A 20,753-nucleotide genomic window follows, 5' to 3' on the forward strand; every position below is an offset into this window, starting at 1 on the left:
CCACGGTGCGCACCGTGGGCAACAACCTGGGCAAGGAAATCCTGCGCGGCGTGCTGGGCGGCATTCTGGGCAACAAGAAACGCTGAGCCCCAGTCCACGCACCGCTCCCAAGGCCTGCCTCTGCAGGCCTTTTTCATGGTCGCAGCAAAGAAAATCCTCAAGGCTGCACTCATTATGTCGATACATAATAAATCCAGCTCCTGGTGCCTGCCGCCAGTCTCCTGGACCGGTGCTGTGTCTGCGCAGCCGCTCCTTCCTCTACGCTAACCACGCTGCCCGGTCTTGCCGCAGACCTTGATATCGCCGCGACCAGGCAGTGCTTTTGCAATATTTTCAGCCAATGCAATTCAATCAATGGCGTGTCTCCACCAAGCTGTGGTGCACACTCGGCGGACTTCTGACCATGATGCTGGCCGTCTCGCTCTGGAACCAGCACTCGTCCACTCAGGCCCTGCAAAACGGCATGCAGACCCTGGCCGACTATGACAATCGCATCAACCTCGCCCTCCAGTGGAAAGGTGCGACCGAGACCACGGGCGAGCGTGTGCTCACCAGCAATATGACCACCGACGAAGCGCTGACCCAGCGCATGGACGAGCGTGTCAGCGAAGGCGTGGCCGTCAACGGGGCACTGCAGGCCCAGGTCATCAAACTCGCCCAGAGCGAAGCCGACAAAGCGGCCCTGCAAAAGATCGCAGCCGTGCGCGCCGAAGTTCTGGCGCTGAACAAGCAGGCGCGGGAGATCAAGCTGACCGGTGATATCGAAGCCATGCGCGACTTCATCCGCCTGCAGTATCTGGGCGCCATTGCCCGTTATGCCGATTCGCTGCAGGACTTTGTGAAGCTGCAGGAGCAGCAGCGCGATGCCGCCAGCCTTCAGCTGCAGCAAGACCAGCAAAAAGCGATCTGGCTGTCCTGGGTGGTACAGGCTCTTGTGCTGACGGCCGCTCTGGGCCTGGCGCTGGCCCTGACCCGCTCCATCACCCAGCCTCTGAACGAAGCCGTGGAGCTGACCCAGGCCATTGCGCAGGGCGATCTCACGGTGACCGCCGGCAACGACCGCCATGACGAGTTCGGCCGCCTGCTCGGCTCCGTCTCAACCATGGCGGCCCAACTGCGCAGCCTGGTGGCCGATGTACGCACCAGCGTGCACTCCATCAGCACCGCCTCGTCCGAAATCGCCACTGGCAACCACGACCTGTCCGCACGCACCGAGCAGACTGCCGCCAATCTCGAGGAAACCGCGGCCAGCATGGAGCAGCTGACCGCCACCGTCGCCCAGGCCTCGGACACTGCCCGCCAGGCCAACCATCTGGCAGGCAATGCCGCTCAGGTGGCTCAGCGCGGCGGCCATGTGGTGCAGTCCGTGGTCAGCAGCATGGGGCGTATCAGCGACAGCGCACACCGCATCTCCGACATCATCGGCGTGATCGACTCCATTGCCTTCCAGACCAATATCCTGGCCCTCAACGCGGCTGTCGAGGCCGCCCGTGCCGGCGAGCAAGGCCGAGGCTTTGCCGTGGTCGCCGGCGAAGTACGCGCCCTGGCCCACCGCAGTGCAGATGCCGCCAAGGAGATCAAGGCGCTCATCACCACTTCCGTGGACGCCGCACAGGAAGGCGCCAGCCAGGTCTCCCAAGCGGGCCGCGTGATGGAGGAAATCGTCAGCAGCGTGGGCAAGGTCTCTGACATGATTGGCGAGATCAGTGCTTCAGCCATGGAGCAGCATGACGGTATCAGCCAGGTCAACCAGGCCGTGACCAACCTGGATCAGATGACGCAGCAAAATGCTGCCCTGGTCGAAGAATCCACCGCTGCCGCTGTCTCTTTGAGCGACCAGGCCCAGCGCCTGACCGGCATGGTGGCCGTGTTCAAGGTCCATACTGCAGACAGAGCGCCAGCCCTGACCGCCTGATCCTGGTCGAAGTTGCCGGAACACAGCATCCGTCTCTTCACCTGCTTGTCTGCCGTTCCCTCCATTACCCTAGGAGGGAACGGCTGGCACCGCGGGTTTGACCCAGCCCGATTCTTCTGTCTGCAGTCGCGAGTGCGACTGGCCCGGCCGATGTCGCAAGACACCATGCCGGCATGCCCCATATCTCTGACGACACCTTGCTGACCGCGGGTCTGAGCAGCTTTCGCCTGGACCTGGTCGACCATATCGCCCATCTGGTGCTCAACCGCCCCGATGCCTTCAACACCCTGAATCCCAGGTTCTGGCAGGAGCTGGACCTGGTGCTGGACACACTACAGCACAGCGGCCAATCGCGCGCCCTGGTCATCAGCAGCACGGGCAAGCATTTTTGCGCCGGCATGGCACTCGAGACCTTTGCCGACCCCGACTTTGCGCCCAATGACCGCACGCCAGAGGGCCGCGCCGCCATCATCGACACCCTGGCCCAGTTGCAGTCCACCTTCAACAAGATCGAAGCCCTGCGCATGCCCGTCATCTGCGCCATTCAGGGAGCCTGCGTGGGTGGCGGACTGGATCTGGTGGCCACAGCATGCATACGCTATGCCAGCGCCGAGTCCTTTTTCTGCGTACAGGAGATCAATATCGGCATGACCGCCGACCTTGGCAGCCTGCAGCGCCTGCCCAAGCTGATGCCGCTGGGCATCATCAAGGAGCTGGCCTACACCGGCCGCCGCATGACTGCCCAGGAGGCCGCCAGCCACGGTCTGGTCAATGCCGTCTATGAGACACCCGAAGCCGCCGTCACCGCAGCTCTCGCCTGTGCGCGCGAGATTGCGGCCAAGCCGCCCGTGGCCATCTGGGGCAGCAAGCAGGTGATCAATTACGCGCGCGACCACAGCGTGAGCGACTCGCTGCAGCAAATGGGCTGGGTGCAGAGCGGCATCTGGAGCAACCGCCATGTCATGGAGGCCGTGAGTGCCATGCAGGCCAAGCGCGCCGGCGACTTTCCCCCTCTGGAGCCGCTGCAGGCGTTTGCACCAGCGCTGCCCAAAGCGGGCGATAGCTCCTGATTGAATAGCTATCAGCCCTTTACGGTAAAGGGCTACATGCTTTTTTTCTTCATATTCCTCTATCTTCTCGATGGCTCGCTGGGCGCCATCGACAGGTAGCCGAGCCGCAACGCAGCAAATCGGCTTGAAGTGGGCGAGGCGCCGTTATCATGGATTCAGTACCACCCCAGCCTGTCCTGCCATGAGCACAAACACCGCCCCCCTGCCCACTTATGACGATGTCGTGGCCGCTGCCCAGCGCCTGCAGGGCGTAGCCCACCGCACACCGGTGCTGACCAGCCGCACCATGGACGAACAGCTGGGCGCGCGCCTGTTCTTCAAATGCGAGAACCTGCAGCGCATAGGCGCTTTCAAGTTTCGCGGCGCCTATAACGCTCTGGCCCAGTTCACGCCCGAACAGCGCAAGGGCGGCGCCCTGGCCTTTTCCTCCGGCAACCATGCCCAGGCCATTGCCCAGGCGGCCCAGCTGCTGGACATGCCTGCCCTGATCGTCATGCCCGAGGATGCGCCGGCCTCCAAGATGGCGGCCACGCGCGGCTATGGCGCCCAGGTCGTCACCTACAACCGTTTCACCGAAGACCGCGAAGCCATCGCCGACAAGCTGGCGACCGAGCGCGGCATGACACTGATCCCGCCCTACAACCACCGCGACGTGATTGCCGGCCAGGGCACGGCCGTCAAGGAACTACTGGAGGAAGTGCCGGATCTGGACTATCTGTTTGTCTGCCTGGGCGGCGGCGGTCTGCTCTCGGGCAGTCTGCTGGCCGCCAACGCCCTGGCTCCGCAATGCAAGGTAATCGGCGTCGAGCCCGAAGCGGGCAACGATGTGCAGCAGTCGCTGCGTGCAGGCCATATCGTCAAGATCGATACGCCGCGCACCATTGCCGACGGCGCCCAGACCCAGGCGCCGGGCGATCTGACCTTTGCCATCATCCAGCAGCGAGTGAACGAGGTGCTGACCGTCAACGACGAGCAATTGGTCCAGGCCATGCGCTTTTATGCCGAGCGCATGAAAATCGTGGTCGAGCCCACGGGATCGCTGTCTTTGGCAGCCGCCATCCATGGCGGTCTGCCGCTCAAGGGCAAGCGCGTGGGCATTGTGATCAGCGGCGGCAATGTGGATTTAGAGCGTTTTGCCAGCCTGCTGTCCGAGTGACAGCGAAAATAGCGTCCGTTGCGGCCCGGCCCGCATCCAACTGATCCCAATTTTGCAAGCACGAGCCCGCCACAAGCGGGCCTGCCTGCCTTCACCACAAAGACCAAGAACATGAGCACTCTGCATTTGATCGACCACCCTCTGGTCCAGCACAAACTGACACTGATGCGCCGCAAGGAAGCATCGACCAATAGCTTTCGCCGCATGCTGGGCGAACTGTCCACACTGATGGCCTATGAGCTGACGCGCGACTTCCCGCTGCAGGATGTCGAGATCGAAACCCCCATGGAGAAGACCATGGGCAAGGTCATTGACGGCAAGAAGCTGGCGCTGGTTTCCATTCTGCGTGCCGGCAACGGCTTCCTGGATGGCATGCTCAACGTGGTGCCCGGCGCGCGCATCGGTCACATCGGCCTGTTCCGCGACCCCGAGACCCTCAAACCCGTCGAGTACTACTACAAGATGCCCGAAAACATGGGCGAGCGCGACGTGATCGTGGTCGACCCCATGCTGGCCACCGGCAACTCGGCCGTGGCGGCCGTGCAGCAGCTCAAGGACAAGAGCGCCCCCAAGTCCATCAAGTTCATGTGCCTGCTGGCCGCCCCCGAAGGCGTGAAGACCATGCAGGCCGCCCACCCCGATGTGGACATCTACACCGCCGCAGTGGATCGCGAGCTGGACAGCCATGGCTACATCCTGCCCGGCCTGGGTGATGCGGGCGACCGTATCTTCGGCACCAAGTAAGCGGCTTCTGCCTCAATCGAAAAACCCCGGCTGCCGCCAGACTGCCGGGGTTTTTCTTTGCCTCAAACCTGCGCTAAAGTGCCAGCGCCTGGCGAACAGACGCCTGAGCCTCGGCTGGTCAACGCTAGCGCAGAGCCATATTGTTGAGCTTGTCCAGCCGCGCAGGCCAGCTACCTTGCCGGGCCGACTGCAGCAAGATACGCGTCCAGGCGATCCAGGCATCCCACTGCACACGCTTGTCCCAGGCATTGCCCCAGCTGCAAAAGCTCTGCAGCGCGCTCTCGGCGGCCCGCGCGGCATCGGCACTGCGGCCCGCACTCAGATAGAGCTGGGCCAGCACCATCTGCGGCTCGCCCACCCAGGGGTTGAGGGCCACGGCCTGCTCCAGCGTGGCGGTGGCAGCGTCCAAATCGACCAGCGGCTGATCGAGCTGAATCACCGACCAGTAAAGTGCCACGGCCGCAGCCTCGTTGCCAGCGCTCAGCAGCTGGCTGCAGTTCGCAAACACGGGCGGCAGCGGCAGCCGGGTCTTGAGCGCAGGATGCTGCAGCGCCCGGCCCAGGCCGCTGATCTGACTGAGCATGCGGCTGCTGGGGCGCATGGGGCCGGGCCACAGCGACGCCGCCCAGTGCACGGTCTGCTGACGACTGTGGTCCACGGCCGGGAAGCGCGAGTAGATGTCCTCCTGCCAGCTGAACCACTGTTCCATGCTGTCGGCCATGCTGACGATCGCGAATACAGCCACTTCATAGGCCGTGAGCCTGATGATCTCGCGCGGCTCGGGGCCGTTGCGCTCGATCTGCAGGCTGCCGTCGGCTCCCAGCTCGCCCGCCAGCAGCTTTTGCACGAACTGGGTACGGCTCATGGTGCAAAACAGATAGACCAGATGCTCGGTCTGCTCTCCTACCAAGCCCTTGAGCTGCTCGCGCTCGTTACCGGCATCGAACTTGACCAGATCGACAAAGGCATTGCCGTAGACGCTGTGCAGCAGACCCAGCTGGCGCACCTCCCTGGGTTGCTGCCATAGCGCCAGAGAGCGCGCCACGCCTGCCAGATGGTGGCGAAAAGTGCCGGCCTTGTGCCAATCCTGGCCCACGCCGCGCTCCAGCACCACGGGCAGAAGCGGCGCCAGATCGGCGTCACGGCTCAGCCACTCCTCGTCCAGCAAGGCCTTGGCGCGCTCGAACAGCGCCTCATCCAGTTGATTCCAGGGCTGATTCATGCGCTCACCATGCGGTTGTGTAAGCACCCTTGAAGGTCTTTTCCACAAAGGCCTTGACCTCAGGTGACTGGTAGGCCTTCACAAACGCCTGCAGGCCTTTGCTGTTTTCATGACCGGCACGCGTGACGATGAGTACGGTCACATAAGGCGTGTTCACATCTTCCAGCGCCAGCGAGTCGCCCTGGGGGGACAGGCCGGCTGCCACGGCGTAGCTGCTGTTGACGGCTGCGACGTCCAGGTCATCGAGGGCGCGGGCCAGTTGGGCGGCTTCGAGCTCGACAAACTTGAGCTTTCTGGGGTTGGCCGTGATGTCCAGCACCGAGGCGCGCGCACCGGCATCTGCCTTGAGCGTGATCAATCCCTGCTTGGCCAGCACCATCAGAGCACGCGAGCCGTTGGTGGGATCGTTGGGAATACCCACGCGCGCGCCGCTCTTGAGATCGGCCAGCTTCCTGACCTTTCTGGAATACACGCCCATTTGCTGGTTCACGGCCTTGGCCACGGGCACCAGCTTGTAGCCACGGTCCTTGTTCTGGGCATCGAGGAAGGGCTGGTGCTGGTAGATGTTAGCGTCGAGATCGCCGGTGGACAGCGCCGCATTGGGCTGGATGAAGTCACCAAACTCCACCAGCCTGACCTTCAGGCCCTGCCTGGCCGCAACCTGCTTGGCCACTTCGGCAATCTGGGCGTGGGGGCCGGCCGTCACGCCGACGGTCACAGCCAGATCCTGGGCCTGGGCCAGCAATGCGGCAGGGACCAGGGCGGCAACCGCCAGGGCTTTTACGAGAGAACGCTTGTGCACCATGGGCACCTTTCAAGACAAATCCGGGAAACTCAGGTCCGCCAAGCATGTGCACGCTCAGGGACAGCAGCTTGAAACTTAACGCATAAAGCAAACCTCAGCAGCCAAGCTGGGGCCCGCCCCCATCACAAAGCGGGATGGCTGGCAGCGTGGCTCGGAAAATATCAATAAAAAATAGCCCAATCCCTTACCCATCAATCAATGAAAGCTATCAAAACAGGAATACTTCGAGCACATCACATGCTTGACATTGAACTGCACTTCAATCTTAAGTTGGGAGCCACAGGAGACACCCCATGCCTCGTCGCATTCTTCACTTTGTCAGCAATGTCGCCCATTACGATGACCCTGCCGAGCCCACCGGACTGTGGCTGTCGGAGCTCAGCCATGCCTGGGAAGTCTTTGCCCGGCAGGGTTGTGCGCAGCACCTGGTCAGCCCTCTGGGCGGCCGCTCGCCGCTGGAGCCGCGCTCGCTGAAATGGCCGAACCGGGATGCCACAGCCAAGGCATGGCTGGCGGATGCAGCGCGCATGGCCCTGCTCTCCAACACGGCCGTGCCCGATACCGTGGATGCGCGAGACTTTGATGCCATTTATTTCACCGGCGGCCATGCCGTGATGTGGGACTTTCCATCCTCGCTGGGGCTGCAGCGCATCACGCGCGACATCCATGAGCGCGGTGGCGTCGTTGCCTCGGTCTGCCACGGCTATTGCGGTCTGCTCGACACCCGCCTGTCCGATGGCTCGCTGCTGGTCGCCGGACGCCGGCTGACAGGCTTTTCCTGGATGGAAGAGAGGCTCGCCGGTGTGGCCGGCAAAGTGCCTTACAACGCCGAAGCGCTGATGCGCCAGCGCGGTGCACGGTATGAGAAAGCCTGGCTGCCCTTTGTCTCCAAGGTCGTGACCGACGGCAGGCTGGTGACAGGGCAGAACCCGCAGTCGGCCCGGGCCACTGCCCTGCAGGTGGCTCAGTTGCTGGGCTGAGCAGGCTGGCCCGCCGCCTCTCCCTCCCGCCCCAGCAAGCGCATTTGCGAGAGCACCCGCCTTGCATTGCCGGCGCAGTCCATGTCTTGGGGCCTGGCCTCGATCTGGGCAATCAGCTCGCCCAGTTCCGTGCGGTTTTGCGTCAGCTGTACCAGCATCAGATCGATGCTTTGCAACTTGCGATGCAGCGTGGCAAGCAACTCGTCATGCTGCCACTGCTCGAGATCGCCGGGCAGCAGCTGGCGCAACTCCTGAAGGCTGAAGCCGGCCCGCTGCGCCGTGGCAATCAGCCTGAGCGCCAGCACCGCCTCTTCGGGATAGCTGCGATAGCCATTGGCCTGGCGCTGGGCAGCGCCCAGCAGGCCGATGCGTTCGTAAAAACGAATGCGCGATGCGGCAAGACCTGTACGCTGGGCGAGTTCTCCGATCTTCATGTGCGCCATTCTCGCGCAATCTGTGCTTGACCTTGAACCTGGCTTCAAGCTCACGCTTGCACCATTCCCGGTCCTCGAGGCCATTGAAGTCTATGCTTCAAGGAGTGGAGTCGCAGATCCTTTCGGGTACCAATGGGCAGATCGCCTTGCGCTGCACTGTGTACGGCGATTTCTGCGTGGGCAGCAGCCTCGGAGGATGAACAGGCAGAGTTTTCAATGGAATAAACAGCGTCATTGAACTGTTTACAGCAGGTCAACCTCAAGGAGATCTCCATGACTCGTCTCGCTTCCTTCGCCACCCTCACCTCGGTGTTCCTGGCGGCCTGTGCCATGACAACTGCCGCCCAGGCGCAGACGCCCGCTTCTGCCATGAATGGCGTGCTCGTTGGCCCTAACCAGATGACGCTCTATGTCTTCGACAAAGATGCCGCCGGATCCGGCAAGAGCGTATGCAACGGTGGCTGCGCCACAAACTGGCCGCCTCTGATGGTGGCCCCGGGTGCGACGGCTACCGGTGACTGGAGCTTGGTTGCCCGCGACAACGGTGATCAACAATGGGCCTACAAGGGCCGTCCTCTGTATTACTGGGCCAAGGATGCCAAGCCCGGCGACAGAACGGGAGATGGATTGCTCAACAACAGCTGGCACATCGCCAAGCCCTAAGCACTCAAGCCTGGATCATCAAGAGGAAGAAACAATGAAGCTCCAAAAAATGAAACTCGCGCTGAGCTGTGTCATGGTGGTGCCGCCGGTTTTCGCCTTGGCAGCCGAGCCGGAAGTGACGGCACCGAGGGTGGTCCAAGCCCTGGAAGCGACCTTTGGCGTTCACCAGGGAGAGCGCCGCAATCACATCAAGGGGACCTGCGCAGTGGGCGAATTCACCGCTACCGCCGAGGCCGCCAGATATTCGCGCTCCACATTGTTTTCCGGCCAAGCCGTTCCGGTGATTGCACGCTTCTCGCTGGCAGGAGGAAACCCCAAGGCGCCAGATGTTGCCCAAAGCGCGCGTGGAATGGCCCTGCAATTCAAGCTCCCAAAGGGACAGTTGCACCAGATGTCCATGTTGAACACCCCCATGTTCGGTGCCGCCCACCCCGGAACGTTTCTGGACCTGACCGAAGCTCAGCGCCCCGATCCAGCCACCGGCAAGCCGGATCCGGAAAAGCTCAGAGCATTCAGGGCCTCCCATCCTGACAACCTGGCTCAGGCGCAATACCTGGCAAGCCACAACCCTCCCGACAGCTACACCCGCAGCGCATTCTTTGGCATTCACACCTTCAAGTTCATCAATGCACAGGACAAGGTGACTCTGGTGCGCTGGCGCTTCGTACCGCAGGAAGGAGAGAAGCCGCTGAGCAACGAGGCGCTGAAGACGGCTGGGCCGGACTTTCTTGAAACCGCATTGATCAGCAGTACATCGAAAAACCCAGCCCGCTGGGACATGCTGGTGACGGTCGGGCAGCCTGGTGATGCGCAGGATGACCCCACGCAGTCATGGCCCGCGCAGCGACCTGAATTCAAGGCCGGCACCTTGACGATCACGAGCGCATCGACTCAGAAAGGAGGCTTGTGCGAGCCGATCAACTTTGATCCGATGGTGATGGCCGACGGCATTGCTCCCACCAATGATCCGGTGCTCCGCTTTCGCTCCCAGGCCTATGCGGTGTCATTTGGCAAGCGCTTGAGTGGTCAGTGAACTCCGAAGATCAAGCTCAGTACATTCCTCCCCAGGTTCCAGGAAGGCCAAGTCCAAGCACGGGCGAACCTGGAAGGCAAGCTACCGGCTGATCTTCGAATGTCGTTGATCGGCCATTGAGGAAATCAGGTTATGCGACTGTTTTCGCCTGCAGCCGCCAGTAGTGTCATCCAAGCAATTCGCTTGCGATGTATGTCAGCGTTCACCAAGACACCCAATGCCATTGCTTGATCGGCGGCAGTGACATCGGGTGCCTGAAGAGTCCGAAGTCCTGGCTGCCATCTTCGCCAGTTCAATACTTCAAGCCTCAGGCAGAGGTCCGCACTGCAGCTAAGGGAGCTGCTGGCTCCCACTCTCGCTTTACCGCCACGCACTTGATCTCGGCCAGCAAGCCCGGATGTGCGAGTTCGGCAACGCCTATTGACGTCCATGCGCAGGTGCCGCGTGGAAAAACCCTATTCTTCACCTCGCGAAACACGGGCATATGTTTGCTCATTTGCACATGGTAGGTGGTCATATCGACCACATCCTCAAATGTGCATCCTGCAGCTTCCAGCACTGCGCGCAGATTCTCCCAACAGGCCAGGAATTGCGCCTCGGGATCACCAATCACTTCTAGATCAACGGTGCGCCCAACCTGCCCGGCGCAGAAAACGGTAGCGCCGACCTTCACGGCCGGCACATACCCCGCACGCTCCACTATAGATTGCATCGTCGGTGGAACAATTAATTCACGGTCTGCCATATCCAGTTGTACCCGTCTACCTCCATACCCGCCAGCTTGCGCCGTCAGACTGACGGGCCTGGAGGGCATGACTGAGGCTTGGTTAGTCCATTGAGATCTTCGCGCTCTGGATGATTCCGGTCCAGCGCCTTACTTCCATATCCATCAGCTTGGCGAAGTCAGTCGCACTGTTGGGATAGGGATAAGCACCCTGCTCAGCCAGATGAGCCACAAAATCCTTCTCATGTGCAATGGTCAGGATCGTATCTTGTAGCTTTTTGACGATGGCAGGCGAAGTTCCAGCCGGAGCCATGATTCCATACCAGGATTCAACAACCACATCCTTCACACCACCCTCGGCAAATGTGGGAACTTCTGGAATAGCGGCTGCGCGCTTGTCCGAAGCGATTCCCAGCAAGCGCACCTTGCCACTCTTGGCGAACGGCAAAACATTGGGCAGGTTCGCAAATAGAACGTTGACCTGCCCTGCTTGCAGATCTGTGGTGGCTGGCGACGCCCCCTTGTAAGGAATATGGGTCAGCTTGATGTTCGCACGACTCTCGAACATCTCACCTGTCAGGTGATTGATGGAGCCGATACCTGCGGACGCCATGTTCAGGCCGCCTGGGTGGGCCTTTGCATAGGCCACGAACTCGGAGAGATTCTTCGCAGGAGTGTTGGTGGATACGGCCAGAACATTTGGCACCGTGGCAAAGGTAGCTACCGGCGTAAAAGCCTTGTTGCCGTTGAAAGACAGCTTCTTGTACAGCAGCGGCTGCACCGCTTGCCCCATGGAGCCCATCAGCAAGGTGTATCCATCTGCCTGAGCTTTCGCAGCGTAGGCTGCACCAATCGTACCGCCGGCCCCCGCACGGTTGTCCACCACCACTGGTTGTCCCAAAAGTGATCCCATGCGATCTGCGATGAGGCGCCCCATCAAGTTAACGGTTCCACCTGGAGGAAACGGCACCACCAGGGTAATAGCCTTGGAGGGATAGGTGTCTGCGGCTGCATTGATCGAAAGAGTCAGTACGGCCGCGAGAGCTGCAAGGTGCTTAATCATCGGAGTATCCAGTGGGTCAGGAAATGGTGTTTTCAACTGAGGTTTAAGGCATTTGCCATTGATGGTATGGCAGGGCTGTTCTTGTCTTCTTTATTCGAAAATTTCAGCGCAGGGCAGGCTGTTGGCGCACTGCCCGACAAGTGGTCACGCGTGAATCGAGGCCTGAACAATCTCGTTGACGGCATGCTCCAGCTCATCATTGGCAGCATCCAGCTTCAACCTAGTGCTATGCAGCCAATCAATATCACCTGCGTTGTCCGTCAGCGCTTGGCCGAGTAGCTTGGCCACCTGGGCCGGGCCCACACTCCCATCCGTTATGCGAGTCTCCACAAAACGGCGCGGGTTCAGTGCCGCCTGAATAAATTCGTCGCTCAGACCCAGCGGTTTCCCTCCGATATCCACGGCGGCCTTGTCAAGCATCGCACCAGTCAGTTCATAGGGCGGAACACCTGCGGCCAGGCTGTCGCGAACAAGGCGCGCAACAATGTGGTGGACTTGGCGGAAAGACAGCTTGCATTCACGCACGATGAGGTCTGCGAGGTTGCTGGACGTGCACCAGCTGCTCTCAAGCGATCGGGACATGCGCCCCTCGTGGACGATGAGCGTTTCCATGACACCGGTGAACAGGTCCAGCATCGCCCCGGTCGTCGTTAAGGCTTCATCAAGCACTGGTAACTCACGCATTGCCTGGTCACCCGTACCCTCCCCTCGAAAAGTTGCCAGCGCCGTTGCGACCCAGGTCACCGACCCTCCGGCCGCACGGCGGATGGTTTCCAGCGCTGAAGGATTCTTCTTTTGCGGAAAGATACTGCTTGTCCCACAGTAGCTGTCATCGCACTCCACGAGACCAAACTCGCTACTTGACCAGATGTGCAGGTCTGTCGCCAGATCATTGAGATCAGCCATCACGAACGACAGTGCACTCAATGCGTCAACACCGTAGAAGGCTTCACGACCCAGTTTCGAATTCTCGATCAGACCATCAAAACCCAGCAATTGCGTAGTGCGCCTGCGGTTCAGAGGCCACGAAGTTCCCGCCAGCCCGACAGCGCCCAATGGGTTGCGATTGACCCGTGCAAACGCCTGGGTGAGGCGCTCGAAGCTATCGTGCAGCCGAGAACTGAAACTGAGCAGGTAGTGGCCGAAAACCCAGGGCTGTGCCTGCTGCATGTGGGTGTATCCGGGCATGATGGTGCCCGTATGTCTGCCGGCTTTCTCGGCAATCACCGCCTGAAATGAGACCAACTGCGCAATCACATCAAGCATGCGATTGCGCTGATAGAGCCTGCGAACGGTTGCACCTTGGTCAATGCGACTGCGGCCGGTATGCATTTGACCACCGATGTCTTCGCCAACTTCCGAAAATAGAAAAGATTCAATCTGCAGTAAAAAGCTGCCTTTTCGGACATCGACAGGAAAATCCTCTTCCCCCAATTTTCTAGCGGCGAGCAACTGCTCCAATATTGCACGCCCAGCGTCGAAAGAAATAATCTCCTGCTCTACCAGCATTGTGGTGTGAGCCAAATCAACCGCCAGAAACTCATCGAATTTCCTCTTCTCTCCTTCAAGCTTTGGTAATTCGTTGTATTTCAAATGTCGTGCAGCAGCAGGAGACTTGAGACGGGCATCCGTCAAAAGGGTTTCGGTATTTGATGTCATTTTTTCTACAGCAGATGTATCTGTTGTTCCGTGAATGACTAAATGATGAATTGCACGAGTACATAACACAACCCCATATTCACTTTGACGCGCATAACAAAATGTTATGAACTTAAAAGCACGCAACAACTTACAGTAGGAGGCATGGAACTCAATCCAAGACAGCTAGATGCCTTCCGAAAAGTGATGCTCACAGGCAGCATGACCGTTGCGGCAGAGCGATTACAGGTGAGCCAGCCAGCAGTTAGCAGACTTATCAAGGATCTGGAAAAGACTATTGGAATACGTCTGTTCCGCAGAGAGGGCAATCGCCTCATTCCGGGAGCTGAGGCACAAGTGCTGTTCCGGGAGGTCGACTTGTTCTATCGAGGCATCGAACAAGTCGAGCGTGTTGCGAGGGATCTCAAGTCAGTACGTATTGGCCGACTTCGAATTGCATCGCTCAGCGCCCTGGCCCTCAATGTCTTGTGCGAGTGCATCAACCAGTATTCGGCGTCGCGACCAGGCGTTGAAGTTTCACTCGACGTCAGGAACTCACTCAGTGTTTTAGAGTTGGCGGCCGCAAATCAGATTGATGTGGGATTCGTACACCAACTCAAAGCGGAATATCCGGGAGTCGACACCTTTCCGTTGAAAAGTGTCCCCGCCGTTTGTGTCATGCAAGCGAGCCATCGATTGGCTGCACAGGACTCGGTTCATCTCCACGACCTAAGCGGCGAACAGATCATCTCGCTGGGCCAGAACAACCCACTGCGAGTTCGGCTGGAGTCCGCTCTGAGTGATGCAGGCGTCGATTATCAAAGGCCCATTGAGACAACTCTTGCCTATTCGGCCTGCAATTTTGTCCGAGGTAACTTGGGGATCACTGTCGTGGATCCATTCACTGCAGCGAACTTCAAAGATCCCCTGGTGGTCAGCCGCCCTTTGTTTCCGATGATTCCGTTTGAATGCTCCTACGTTCTTCCGTCCCACCAGCACCGCCCCAAAGCCGTGGAGGATTTCATTCATACAGTCAAGGAGCATTTTGAAGCGGTTTGATGCTGGCGCAATGTGTGACGGCAACCGCTGAGCAGAAAGCGCTGACCACTAAGACTCAAACGGCCGCAACAGGTCGAAACCCGCAGCAGGTCAATCGCTACTCTCGGTCAAGCACAGATGCTGACCAGGTGTGGAGTTGGGGTGGCTCGCCAGACTGCGGCGCTTGAAGGCAAAGTCTCTGAGATACTGCCTGGAGTCTCTTCGAGCGGCATGTCATGAACCTTATCGACCTTTCGCAACTGAACGCTGAGCGAGTGCGTGCCATTTGGGCGCTTGTCGATACGCCCTGCCAACCTCTGCAGGGCAAGGTGGCCTGGTCGTTTGAAGGCAACGGCATTCGCACTCGCACAAGCTTCATCCAGGCGTTTCAAGAGCTTGGCTTGTCATTTGTCGAGTTGCCCAATTTGCTCAAAACGCCCGAGAGAGCTGCCGATCTGGCCGGCTATCTCGACCCTTTTTACGATGTCTATGTCGTGAGGGAATCCAATCATCAGCGCCTCGCGGAGTTTGCCTTTGCGTCACAACGCCCGGTAATCAATGCCATGTCCGGCTTGGGGCATCCATGTGAGGTGTTGACTGACGCTTTCTACCTTGACAGGTCGGTAGCGCCCATTGAGCAAGCCCGCATCTGTTTGTGGGGCCCGCCGACCAATGTGCTGCGGTCGTGGCACGAGCTGGCTTTCTCGTTGCAACTGCCAATCATGCATATCTGCGATGAACGGCTGCATGAGACCCTGCCATACGTTGAATTTGCATCAGCTCCATCCCGAGCCGCTGACATTGTCATTACCGATGGCTGGCCAAGCGGTGCCGAAGCAATGGCTAAGTCACTCACTGTGGCCGATCTGGATTGCATGGGTATGCCAATGCTGCTTGCTACACCGCCATTTTCCATTGGGCGCGAGATTGCATTTGACCCGGTGCAATATCCCCGCTTCTCCGGGTACAGTCAAAAGTCGTTATTGCTGCCCGTGCAAAAAGCAATTCTGCGATACCTACTCGCCCGCTGAGCTTGCGTATCGATGCAGAGATTGATGCCAGTCTCTGACAGACACAGCCCCTATGCCTGACCCGGCATCCAATATCCGTTTCAACCGGAAGCTTGGCGGAGCAAAACAATCTGAGCTGCAGCGCTTGCAAGCTGCGAACCAGTGATGCCTGGTTTGCTAGCTTGGGCAGTAGCTACGCATGAGTTGCCCGGTTCTGCGGCTGGCCCCTTCATTCATGGGTGCGAAATCGGCTGCGGTATTCGGCAGGCGTGGTGTTCAGCTGCCTGCGGAACGCTCGAGTCAGCGTATCGGTGGTGCTCAGGCCGCAGGTGATGGCGATGCGTACCAAAGACTCATCAGATGTCTCAAGGCGGTTGCGCGCCATCTCCACGCGCACGGACTCTATATACGCGGCAGGCGTGGTGCACAGCTCGGTCTTGAACAGACGGGCTAATTGTCGCTCGCTGACGTGGATTCGTTCGGCCAGGAGCGGCAGCGTGAGCGGCCTGGCGACGTTCTGCGCTATGTAATGGCGTAGCGCGTCCATGCGGCGTGTGGTCGAAGGCTGGGCTATGGCTACGCTGAACTGGCTCTGCCCGCCCGGCCGCTTCAGGAACATGACGAGCTGCCGGGCCACACGCTGTGCTGCTGCCTCGCCGAAGTCGTCTGCCACCAGGGCCAGTGCCAGATCCAGACAGGCTGTCAGACCCGCGCCCGTCCACAGATTGCCCTCGCGGATAAAGATCGGCTCGGCATCCACGGTAACGGCTGGGTACTCTGCCGCCAGCTGCTGCGCGGTGGACCAGTGCGTGGTGACACGCTTGCCATCCAGCAGCCCTGCTGCGGCGAGCACATGTGCGCCCACGCAGACAGAGGTGACGCGGCGGGTGCGGGCAGCCAGCTTCTTCACCCACGACACGACTTGCGGGTCGACCACCGCGCGCAGTTCGCGCTCCGCATTCCTTTGCACAGCACCGGGCACTACCAGCGTGTCGATGCGCTTGCGCGCCAACTGGGCAAAGGTGGTATCGGGCAGCACGCGCACACCCGCAGAGGTCTGCACTGCCTCCAATGTCTCAGCCGCCAACACCACACGATAGCCTGTGGGCTGATCCATCTCGCGCTCGAGTAGCGAGAACACTTCGGCGGGACCGGTCATGTCCAGCAGATCCACCTGGTTGAACAGGACGATGACGATGAGGCGTTCCATGTACTGCTTGTAGAGAATGTCTGAATCTGCATGTTATATGACATTGCAGACATTACCCCGCATTCCTACCATTCCTTCATCGCTCAACATTGATAAGGAAGCCGGACCATGACCCCCTCCAAGACCCTGAGAGAACTCAACGCCCTCGACGACTCGCCTGCCAACCTGGCCGATGCCACCTTGGTGCTGGTGGACTACCAGAACACCTATACGCGCGGCGTGATGGAACTCACGGGCTGGAAGCCTGCGCTGGAAGCAGCCTCAGCCCTGCTTGCCCGCGCACGTGCAGCGGGAACAAAGATCATTCATGTGATGCATGACGGCGGCGCGGGCTCTCCCTACGACATCACGGAGGACATCGGGCAGATTCACGCCAGTGTGGCGCCCATCACAGGCGAAGCCGTGGTGGTGAAGCATGCCCCCAACAGCTTTGTAGGAACCAATCTCGGGGGCCTGGTGGACGCAGCAGACCGCCAGCAACTGATCATCATCGGCTTCATGACCCATATGTGCGTGACATTCACGGCAGAGGGGGCCTTTCTGCGCGGCAACCAGCCAACCATCGTGGCCGATGCCTGCGCCACGCGCCCGCTGCGCAGTGCCGTGGCAGAGGTGGAGGCAGTGCAGCTACACCACAGCGCGCTGGCCACCATTGCCGATTTGTACGGTGTGGTCGTCCCCTCGGGCGCCGCGCTGCACTGAAGTTTGGCGTGATCCGCAGCTCAGGTGGCTCTGGTTGATGGCCGCTGTCGGCTTGGGTCCAAGGGACTGGGCCTTCTGTCGGCCTTGAGAGGCCGAGCGCGGATGTCCCCGCAAAATCTCACTAGTAGCACTGAGACATGTTCTGGGCAAGTGCCGCGGCCCGCCCGGTTGTGCGCACCAGGCTTGCTTGAGCTGCATTCCGGACTGAGATGGCTGCTACTTCCAGCAGCAAGCGAGCCATTACAGCCGCCCGCAGCAATCTGTAGATGCAATTCCACAGAACTTCAGACACTCCAGCAAAAAGCTCTCCGATTTAACTCCGCTGAGATCTCAAGCCCGATGAAGCACTCAACCTGAAGCCCAGCCGAACAGGCGCGCAGGATTTTTCACCAGCACCTGTTGCTGCTCATCGCCATCCATCAGCCAGCGACCGATGTCCTGTTGGATGGTCTGGGTCGGCACGGTGCGGAACTGACTAGGTTCCAAGGCGGGGACGCCAGCATCCCTGGCTGTATGCGGCCAGTCACTGCCCCACAGCACTCCCTGTGGAGCATGGCTCACCAGATATCTTGCCCAGGCGCGAGCCCATTGCGCATCAGCCAGGCGATAAGGCGCGGAAAGCTTGACAAATATCCGGCCACTTTCAGCAAGCCGCAACAGCAATCCGTCATCTTGAGAAGCTGTTGCCGAGAACGGCACCATTGCGAAATGGTCCAGGACAAAAGACCCCGGCAACCGACTCAGGTGCGTGCTCACGGCTTGCAGCACCGGGTAAGCCATGTACAGCTGGATACTCCAGCCCAGATGGCAAACGCGTTCACTCCAGTAAGAGAGTTCGTTGCAAGCCGAGGCCACGTCTTCGTTGCCCGAACTTTGCAGGTTCACGCGGATTGCTCGCACACCTGCTGCATGCCATACCTTCAGCTGAGCCTCGCTGACCTCGCGCGGTGCTACTGCCACGCCACGAGCACTGTCGCCGAGCTCGGCCAGGGCATCCAGCAGGCACTGGTTGTCAAACCCGTAAACGCTTGGCTGCACCAGCACCACGCGCTGCATGCCGATGGCCTGCAAATGTTGCCGCAGCGTCTGAACAGATGCTTGATGCGGTGTGTAGTGCCGCATTGGATCCATGGAATATTGCTGCTGCGGCCCGAATACATGGGTATGCGTGTCGCAGCGAAAAGCCGGGGGCTCTGCCCCCGTCCTTGAACTTCGGCCAACTACATCCATGACTTCGCCTTGCCTGGCTTCACAGCGTCAACGCAGCGATACGCTGTGACAACTTGCGGCCTGTGGCGGCCGTGCCGAGCTGACCGCCCACATCGCGCGTGGCCTCGCAATGCTCGACAGCCTGGCCTGCACAGGTGACGATGGCCTCGCTGGCCCGCACAAAACGCATGTCATTGCTGCGCTGACCGTACCAGTTCAGCAACTGGCTTGCCGACAAGATCAGCGAAAACGGATTGGCGATGTCCTGGCCTGCGATGTCCGGCGCAGATCCATGAGCCGCTTGCCCCATCGCGTATTGCTGACCAGCGTTGATGGAGCCTCCCAGGCCCAGACTGCCGGACAGCTCGGCCGTCAGGTCAGAAAGGATGTCGCCGAACATATTGGTCGTGACGATGACGTCAAAGCGTTGAGGCGCACGCACCACATGGGCCATCATGGCGTCGACGATGAATTCATCGACTTCGATCTCAGGAAAATCCTTGGCAACACGCTGACATTCTTCAATGAACATGCCATCGCCCAGCTTGAGCACATTGGCCTTGTGGACGATGCTGACATGCTTGCGCCGGCGCTGGGCCAGCTCGAAGGCCGAGCGCGCCACGCGTGCGCAGCATTCGCGGGTGATCCGGCGAAGAGAGACGACCACGTCGGGCGTGATCAGCATTTCACTGCCGCCCGATGCAATGTTGCGATCTGCGTAGAAGCCTTCGGTGTTCTCACGAACCACGACCAGATCGAAATCATCCACCTTGTGTGGCACGCCAGCCCAGGTTCGCGCAGGCCGGATGTTGGCAAACAAGTCCAGCTCCTTGCGAAAGAACTTGGAGGGGTTGATCTCCCCCTTGGCTTCGTCCTTGAAGTCGTAGGTGGCCATGGGGCCGAGCATCAGGCCGTCAGCAGCCTTGACCTTGGTCAGGAGTTCCGGCGTGACCGTCGCACCATATTTGCGCAGGCTCTCGTGGCCGGCGACATCGTGATCCAGGGCCAGATTCAGATCAAACTTATGAGATACAGCCTCCAGCACCTGCACTGTGGCGGCCATGGTTTCCGGGCCGATTCCATCGCCGGGCAATACAACCAGTTTCATACTCAACTCTCTTTTTTCAACGCTTAATCAATCAATACGGAAGTGCTTCGGACCAGTTGCCGGTATTTGGTGATTTCCTTGCGGACAAAAGCATCCACCTCCTGCGGCGTATAGCTTTTGACCAAAGTGCCTTCTGCCTCCAAGCGTGCCTTCAACGCGGGCTGCTGCACGATCTGGTTGATTCTTTGCGACAGCAGTTGCACCACGGGCGCCGGCGTCTGCCTGGGAGCGAAGTAACCACCCCAGAGGCTGAATTCGAAGCCCGGAAATTTCTCTGCAACCGTGGGCACCCCAGGCAGGGCCGCGATGGGCTCCAGACCTGTGACCGCCAATGCGCGCACCTTGCCGCCTTTGATATGTGGCAGGATGGATGGCGTGCTGGCCATGAAGAAATTCACCTGCGCTCCTATGAGGTCGGTGATCGCCTGGCCGGCTCCCTTGTAGGGAATATGGACCAGCTGCACTTTGGCGGCCTCTGCAAGAGCTGCTGCGGCAAGGTGCCCTGGGGTTGCCGTGCCGGACGAAGCGTATGCCACCTTGCCTGGCGTTGCCTTGGCAGCGGCGATCAGGTCGTCCAGCGATTTCCATGGTGCGCTGGCAGGAACCGCCAGCACCAGCGGAGAGTCGCCAACCAGGGCCACGCCTTGCAGATCCTTCAGGCTGTCATAGCCTGGGCTCTTCATGGCCGCACCATTGATGGCGATCTCTCCGGTCTGGCCCAGCAGCAGCGTCAGTCCATCGGCTGGAGCGCGCACCACCATGCGTGTACCCAGCGCTCCACTGGCGCCAGGACGGTTGTCAACGATGACAGATTGCCCAAGTGCCTTGCCCAGATCGTTGGAAATCAGTCGTGCGAATACATCGCCCTGTCCTCCTGGCGCATAGGGAACGACAACGGTGACTGGCCGTCCGGGAAAGCCTGCCTGCGCTCTTGCCATGCTCGCGGCCACAGCAGCAGAGCCAGCGCAGATGGCAGCCAGCACCTGTCTTCTCGACACCAAGCCTGAGGGGCCTTGGGATAGCAACATG

The 20,753-nt window shown here is 59.9% G+C and carries 20 protein-coding genes; 10 read left to right on the top strand and 10 right to left on the bottom strand.

The genetic code is table 11. From position 1 onward, the window contains the following. Positions 1–340 precede the first annotated feature (340 nt). From P353_RS04125 to upp, 4 genes are all read left to right on the top strand, one after another. Positions 341–1,915, top strand: a complete 1,575-nt coding sequence (locus P353_RS04125) for a methyl-accepting chemotaxis protein (protein ID WP_034365734.1) — start codon at positions 341–343, stop codon at positions 1,913–1,915. A gap of 173 nt (positions 1,916–2,088) precedes the next feature. Then, entirely contained in the window at positions 2,089–2,985 is an 897-nt protein-coding gene (locus P353_RS04130; protein WP_034365737.1) for an enoyl-CoA hydratase-related protein, read from the top strand. A 181-nt stretch (positions 2,986–3,166) separates the two neighbouring features. Further along, positions 3,167–4,141, top strand: a complete 975-nt coding sequence (locus P353_RS04135; protein WP_034365740.1) for a threo-3-hydroxy-L-aspartate ammonia-lyase — start codon at positions 3,167–3,169, stop codon at positions 4,139–4,141. 111 nt (positions 4,142–4,252) lie between these two features. Then, positions 4,253–4,885, top strand: coding sequence for a uracil phosphoribosyltransferase (upp, locus tag P353_RS04140; RefSeq protein WP_003062768.1), 633 nt, complete (start codon positions 4,253–4,255; stop codon positions 4,883–4,885). Between the two features lie 124 nt (positions 4,886–5,009). Here the strand turns inward: upp and P353_RS04145 are convergent, their stop codons facing one another. Next, positions 5,010–6,107 carry a DUF6817 domain-containing protein gene (locus P353_RS04145; RefSeq protein WP_034365741.1) on the bottom strand — a complete coding sequence of 366 codons (1,098 nt, stop codon included), beginning with the start codon at positions 6,105–6,107 and terminating at the stop codon, positions 5,010–5,012. Between the two features lie 4 nt (positions 6,108–6,111). Continuing rightward, positions 6,112–6,912 (bottom strand): MetQ/NlpA family ABC transporter substrate-binding protein, encoded by an 801-nt coding sequence (locus P353_RS04150; protein ID WP_034365743.1) that lies wholly within the window; start codon positions 6,910–6,912, stop codon positions 6,112–6,114. 293 nt (positions 6,913–7,205) lie between these two features. On the opposite strand from P353_RS04150, the gene P353_RS04155 reads away from it, so the two are divergent. After that, positions 7,206–7,892, top strand: a complete 687-nt coding sequence (locus P353_RS04155) for a type 1 glutamine amidotransferase domain-containing protein (RefSeq protein WP_034365745.1) — start codon at positions 7,206–7,208, stop codon at positions 7,890–7,892. Here the strand turns inward: P353_RS04155 and P353_RS04160 are convergent. Beyond that, positions 7,877–8,326, bottom strand: a complete 450-nt coding sequence (locus P353_RS04160) for a MerR family transcriptional regulator (RefSeq protein WP_034366041.1) — start codon at positions 8,324–8,326, stop codon at positions 7,877–7,879. The two genes, P353_RS04155 and P353_RS04160, sit on opposite strands and share 16 nt — an antisense overlap. A 273-nt stretch (positions 8,327–8,599) precedes the next feature. Here P353_RS04160 and P353_RS04165 point away from each other — a divergent pair, with 273 nt between their 5' ends. Both P353_RS04165 and P353_RS04170 read left to right on the top strand, forming a co-directional pair. After that, positions 8,600–8,989, top strand: a complete 390-nt coding sequence (locus P353_RS04165; RefSeq protein WP_034366044.1) for a hypothetical protein — start codon at positions 8,600–8,602, stop codon at positions 8,987–8,989. After that, the gene (locus P353_RS04170) at positions 8,922–10,022 is read left to right on the top strand and encodes a catalase family peroxidase (RefSeq protein WP_232776241.1); all 1,101 of its coding nucleotides are present in this window, start codon (positions 8,922–8,924) and stop codon (positions 10,020–10,022) included. The genes P353_RS04165 and P353_RS04170 overlap by 68 nt, the downstream gene beginning before the upstream one ends. A gap of 307 nt (positions 10,023–10,329) precedes the next feature. On the opposite strand, the gene P353_RS04175 is transcribed toward P353_RS04170, so the two are convergent. From P353_RS04175 to argH, 3 genes are all read right to left on the bottom strand, one after another. After that, on the bottom strand, positions 10,330–10,767 hold the full coding sequence (locus tag P353_RS04175) for a RidA family protein (RefSeq protein WP_052084689.1): 438 nt from the start codon (positions 10,765–10,767) through the stop codon (positions 10,330–10,332). An 82-nt stretch (positions 10,768–10,849) separates the two neighbouring features. Continuing rightward, positions 10,850–11,809 carry a Bug family tripartite tricarboxylate transporter substrate binding protein gene (locus tag P353_RS04180; protein WP_034365750.1) on the bottom strand — a complete coding sequence of 320 codons (960 nt, stop codon included), beginning with the start codon at positions 11,807–11,809 and terminating at the stop codon, positions 10,850–10,852. Between the two features lie 144 nt (positions 11,810–11,953). Further along, positions 11,954–13,468: an argininosuccinate lyase gene (gene argH, locus P353_RS04185; RefSeq protein WP_034365753.1), complete on the bottom strand. Its 1,515-nt coding sequence runs from the start codon at positions 13,466–13,468 to the stop codon at positions 11,954–11,956. A 144-nt stretch (positions 13,469–13,612) separates the two neighbouring features. Between argH and P353_RS04190 the strand changes: the two genes are divergently transcribed. Both P353_RS04190 and P353_RS04195 read left to right on the top strand, forming a co-directional pair. Next, positions 13,613–14,506 (top strand): LysR substrate-binding domain-containing protein, encoded by an 894-nt coding sequence (locus P353_RS04190; RefSeq protein ID WP_034365755.1) that lies wholly within the window; start codon positions 13,613–13,615, stop codon positions 14,504–14,506. Between the two features lie 215 nt (positions 14,507–14,721). Then, a complete protein-coding gene (locus P353_RS04195) occupies positions 14,722–15,516 on the top strand; it encodes an ornithine carbamoyltransferase (RefSeq protein WP_034365758.1) in 795 nt (264 codons plus the stop codon). Positions 15,517–15,724: 208 nt separating this feature from the next. Here the strand turns inward: P353_RS04195 and P353_RS04200 are convergent, their stop codons facing one another. Then, positions 15,725–16,705 (bottom strand): GlxA family transcriptional regulator, encoded by a 981-nt coding sequence (locus P353_RS04200; protein ID WP_034365761.1) that lies wholly within the window; start codon positions 16,703–16,705, stop codon positions 15,725–15,727. 108 nt (positions 16,706–16,813) lie between these two features. Between P353_RS04200 and P353_RS04205 the strand changes: the two genes are divergently transcribed. After that, entirely contained in the window at positions 16,814–17,407 is a 594-nt protein-coding gene (locus P353_RS04205; protein ID WP_034365763.1) for an isochorismatase family protein, read from the top strand. A 348-nt stretch (positions 17,408–17,755) separates the two neighbouring features. Here P353_RS04205 and P353_RS04210 read toward each other — a convergent pair whose 3' ends face one another. Genes P353_RS04210 through P353_RS04220 form a run of 3 tightly spaced genes read right to left on the bottom strand, consistent with a single transcriptional unit; the run spans position 17,756 to position 20,752 of the window. Further along, entirely contained in the window at positions 17,756–18,637 is an 882-nt protein-coding gene (locus P353_RS04210; RefSeq protein ID WP_080750419.1) for an amidohydrolase family protein, read from the bottom strand. A gap of 19 nt (positions 18,638–18,656) precedes the next feature. Beyond that, positions 18,657–19,724: an isocitrate/isopropylmalate dehydrogenase family protein gene (locus tag P353_RS04215; protein WP_034365768.1), complete on the bottom strand. Its 1,068-nt coding sequence runs from the start codon at positions 19,722–19,724 to the stop codon at positions 18,657–18,659. 23 nt (positions 19,725–19,747) lie between these two features. Continuing rightward, entirely contained in the window at positions 19,748–20,752 is a 1,005-nt protein-coding gene (locus P353_RS04220) for a Bug family tripartite tricarboxylate transporter substrate binding protein (protein WP_034365771.1), read from the bottom strand. Position 20,753: the final 1 nt, after the last annotated feature.

This window comes from Comamonas testosteroni (assembly GCF_000761245.1).
Taxonomy (GTDB): domain Bacteria; phylum Pseudomonadota; class Gammaproteobacteria; order Burkholderiales; family Burkholderiaceae_C; genus Comamonas; species Comamonas testosteroni_C.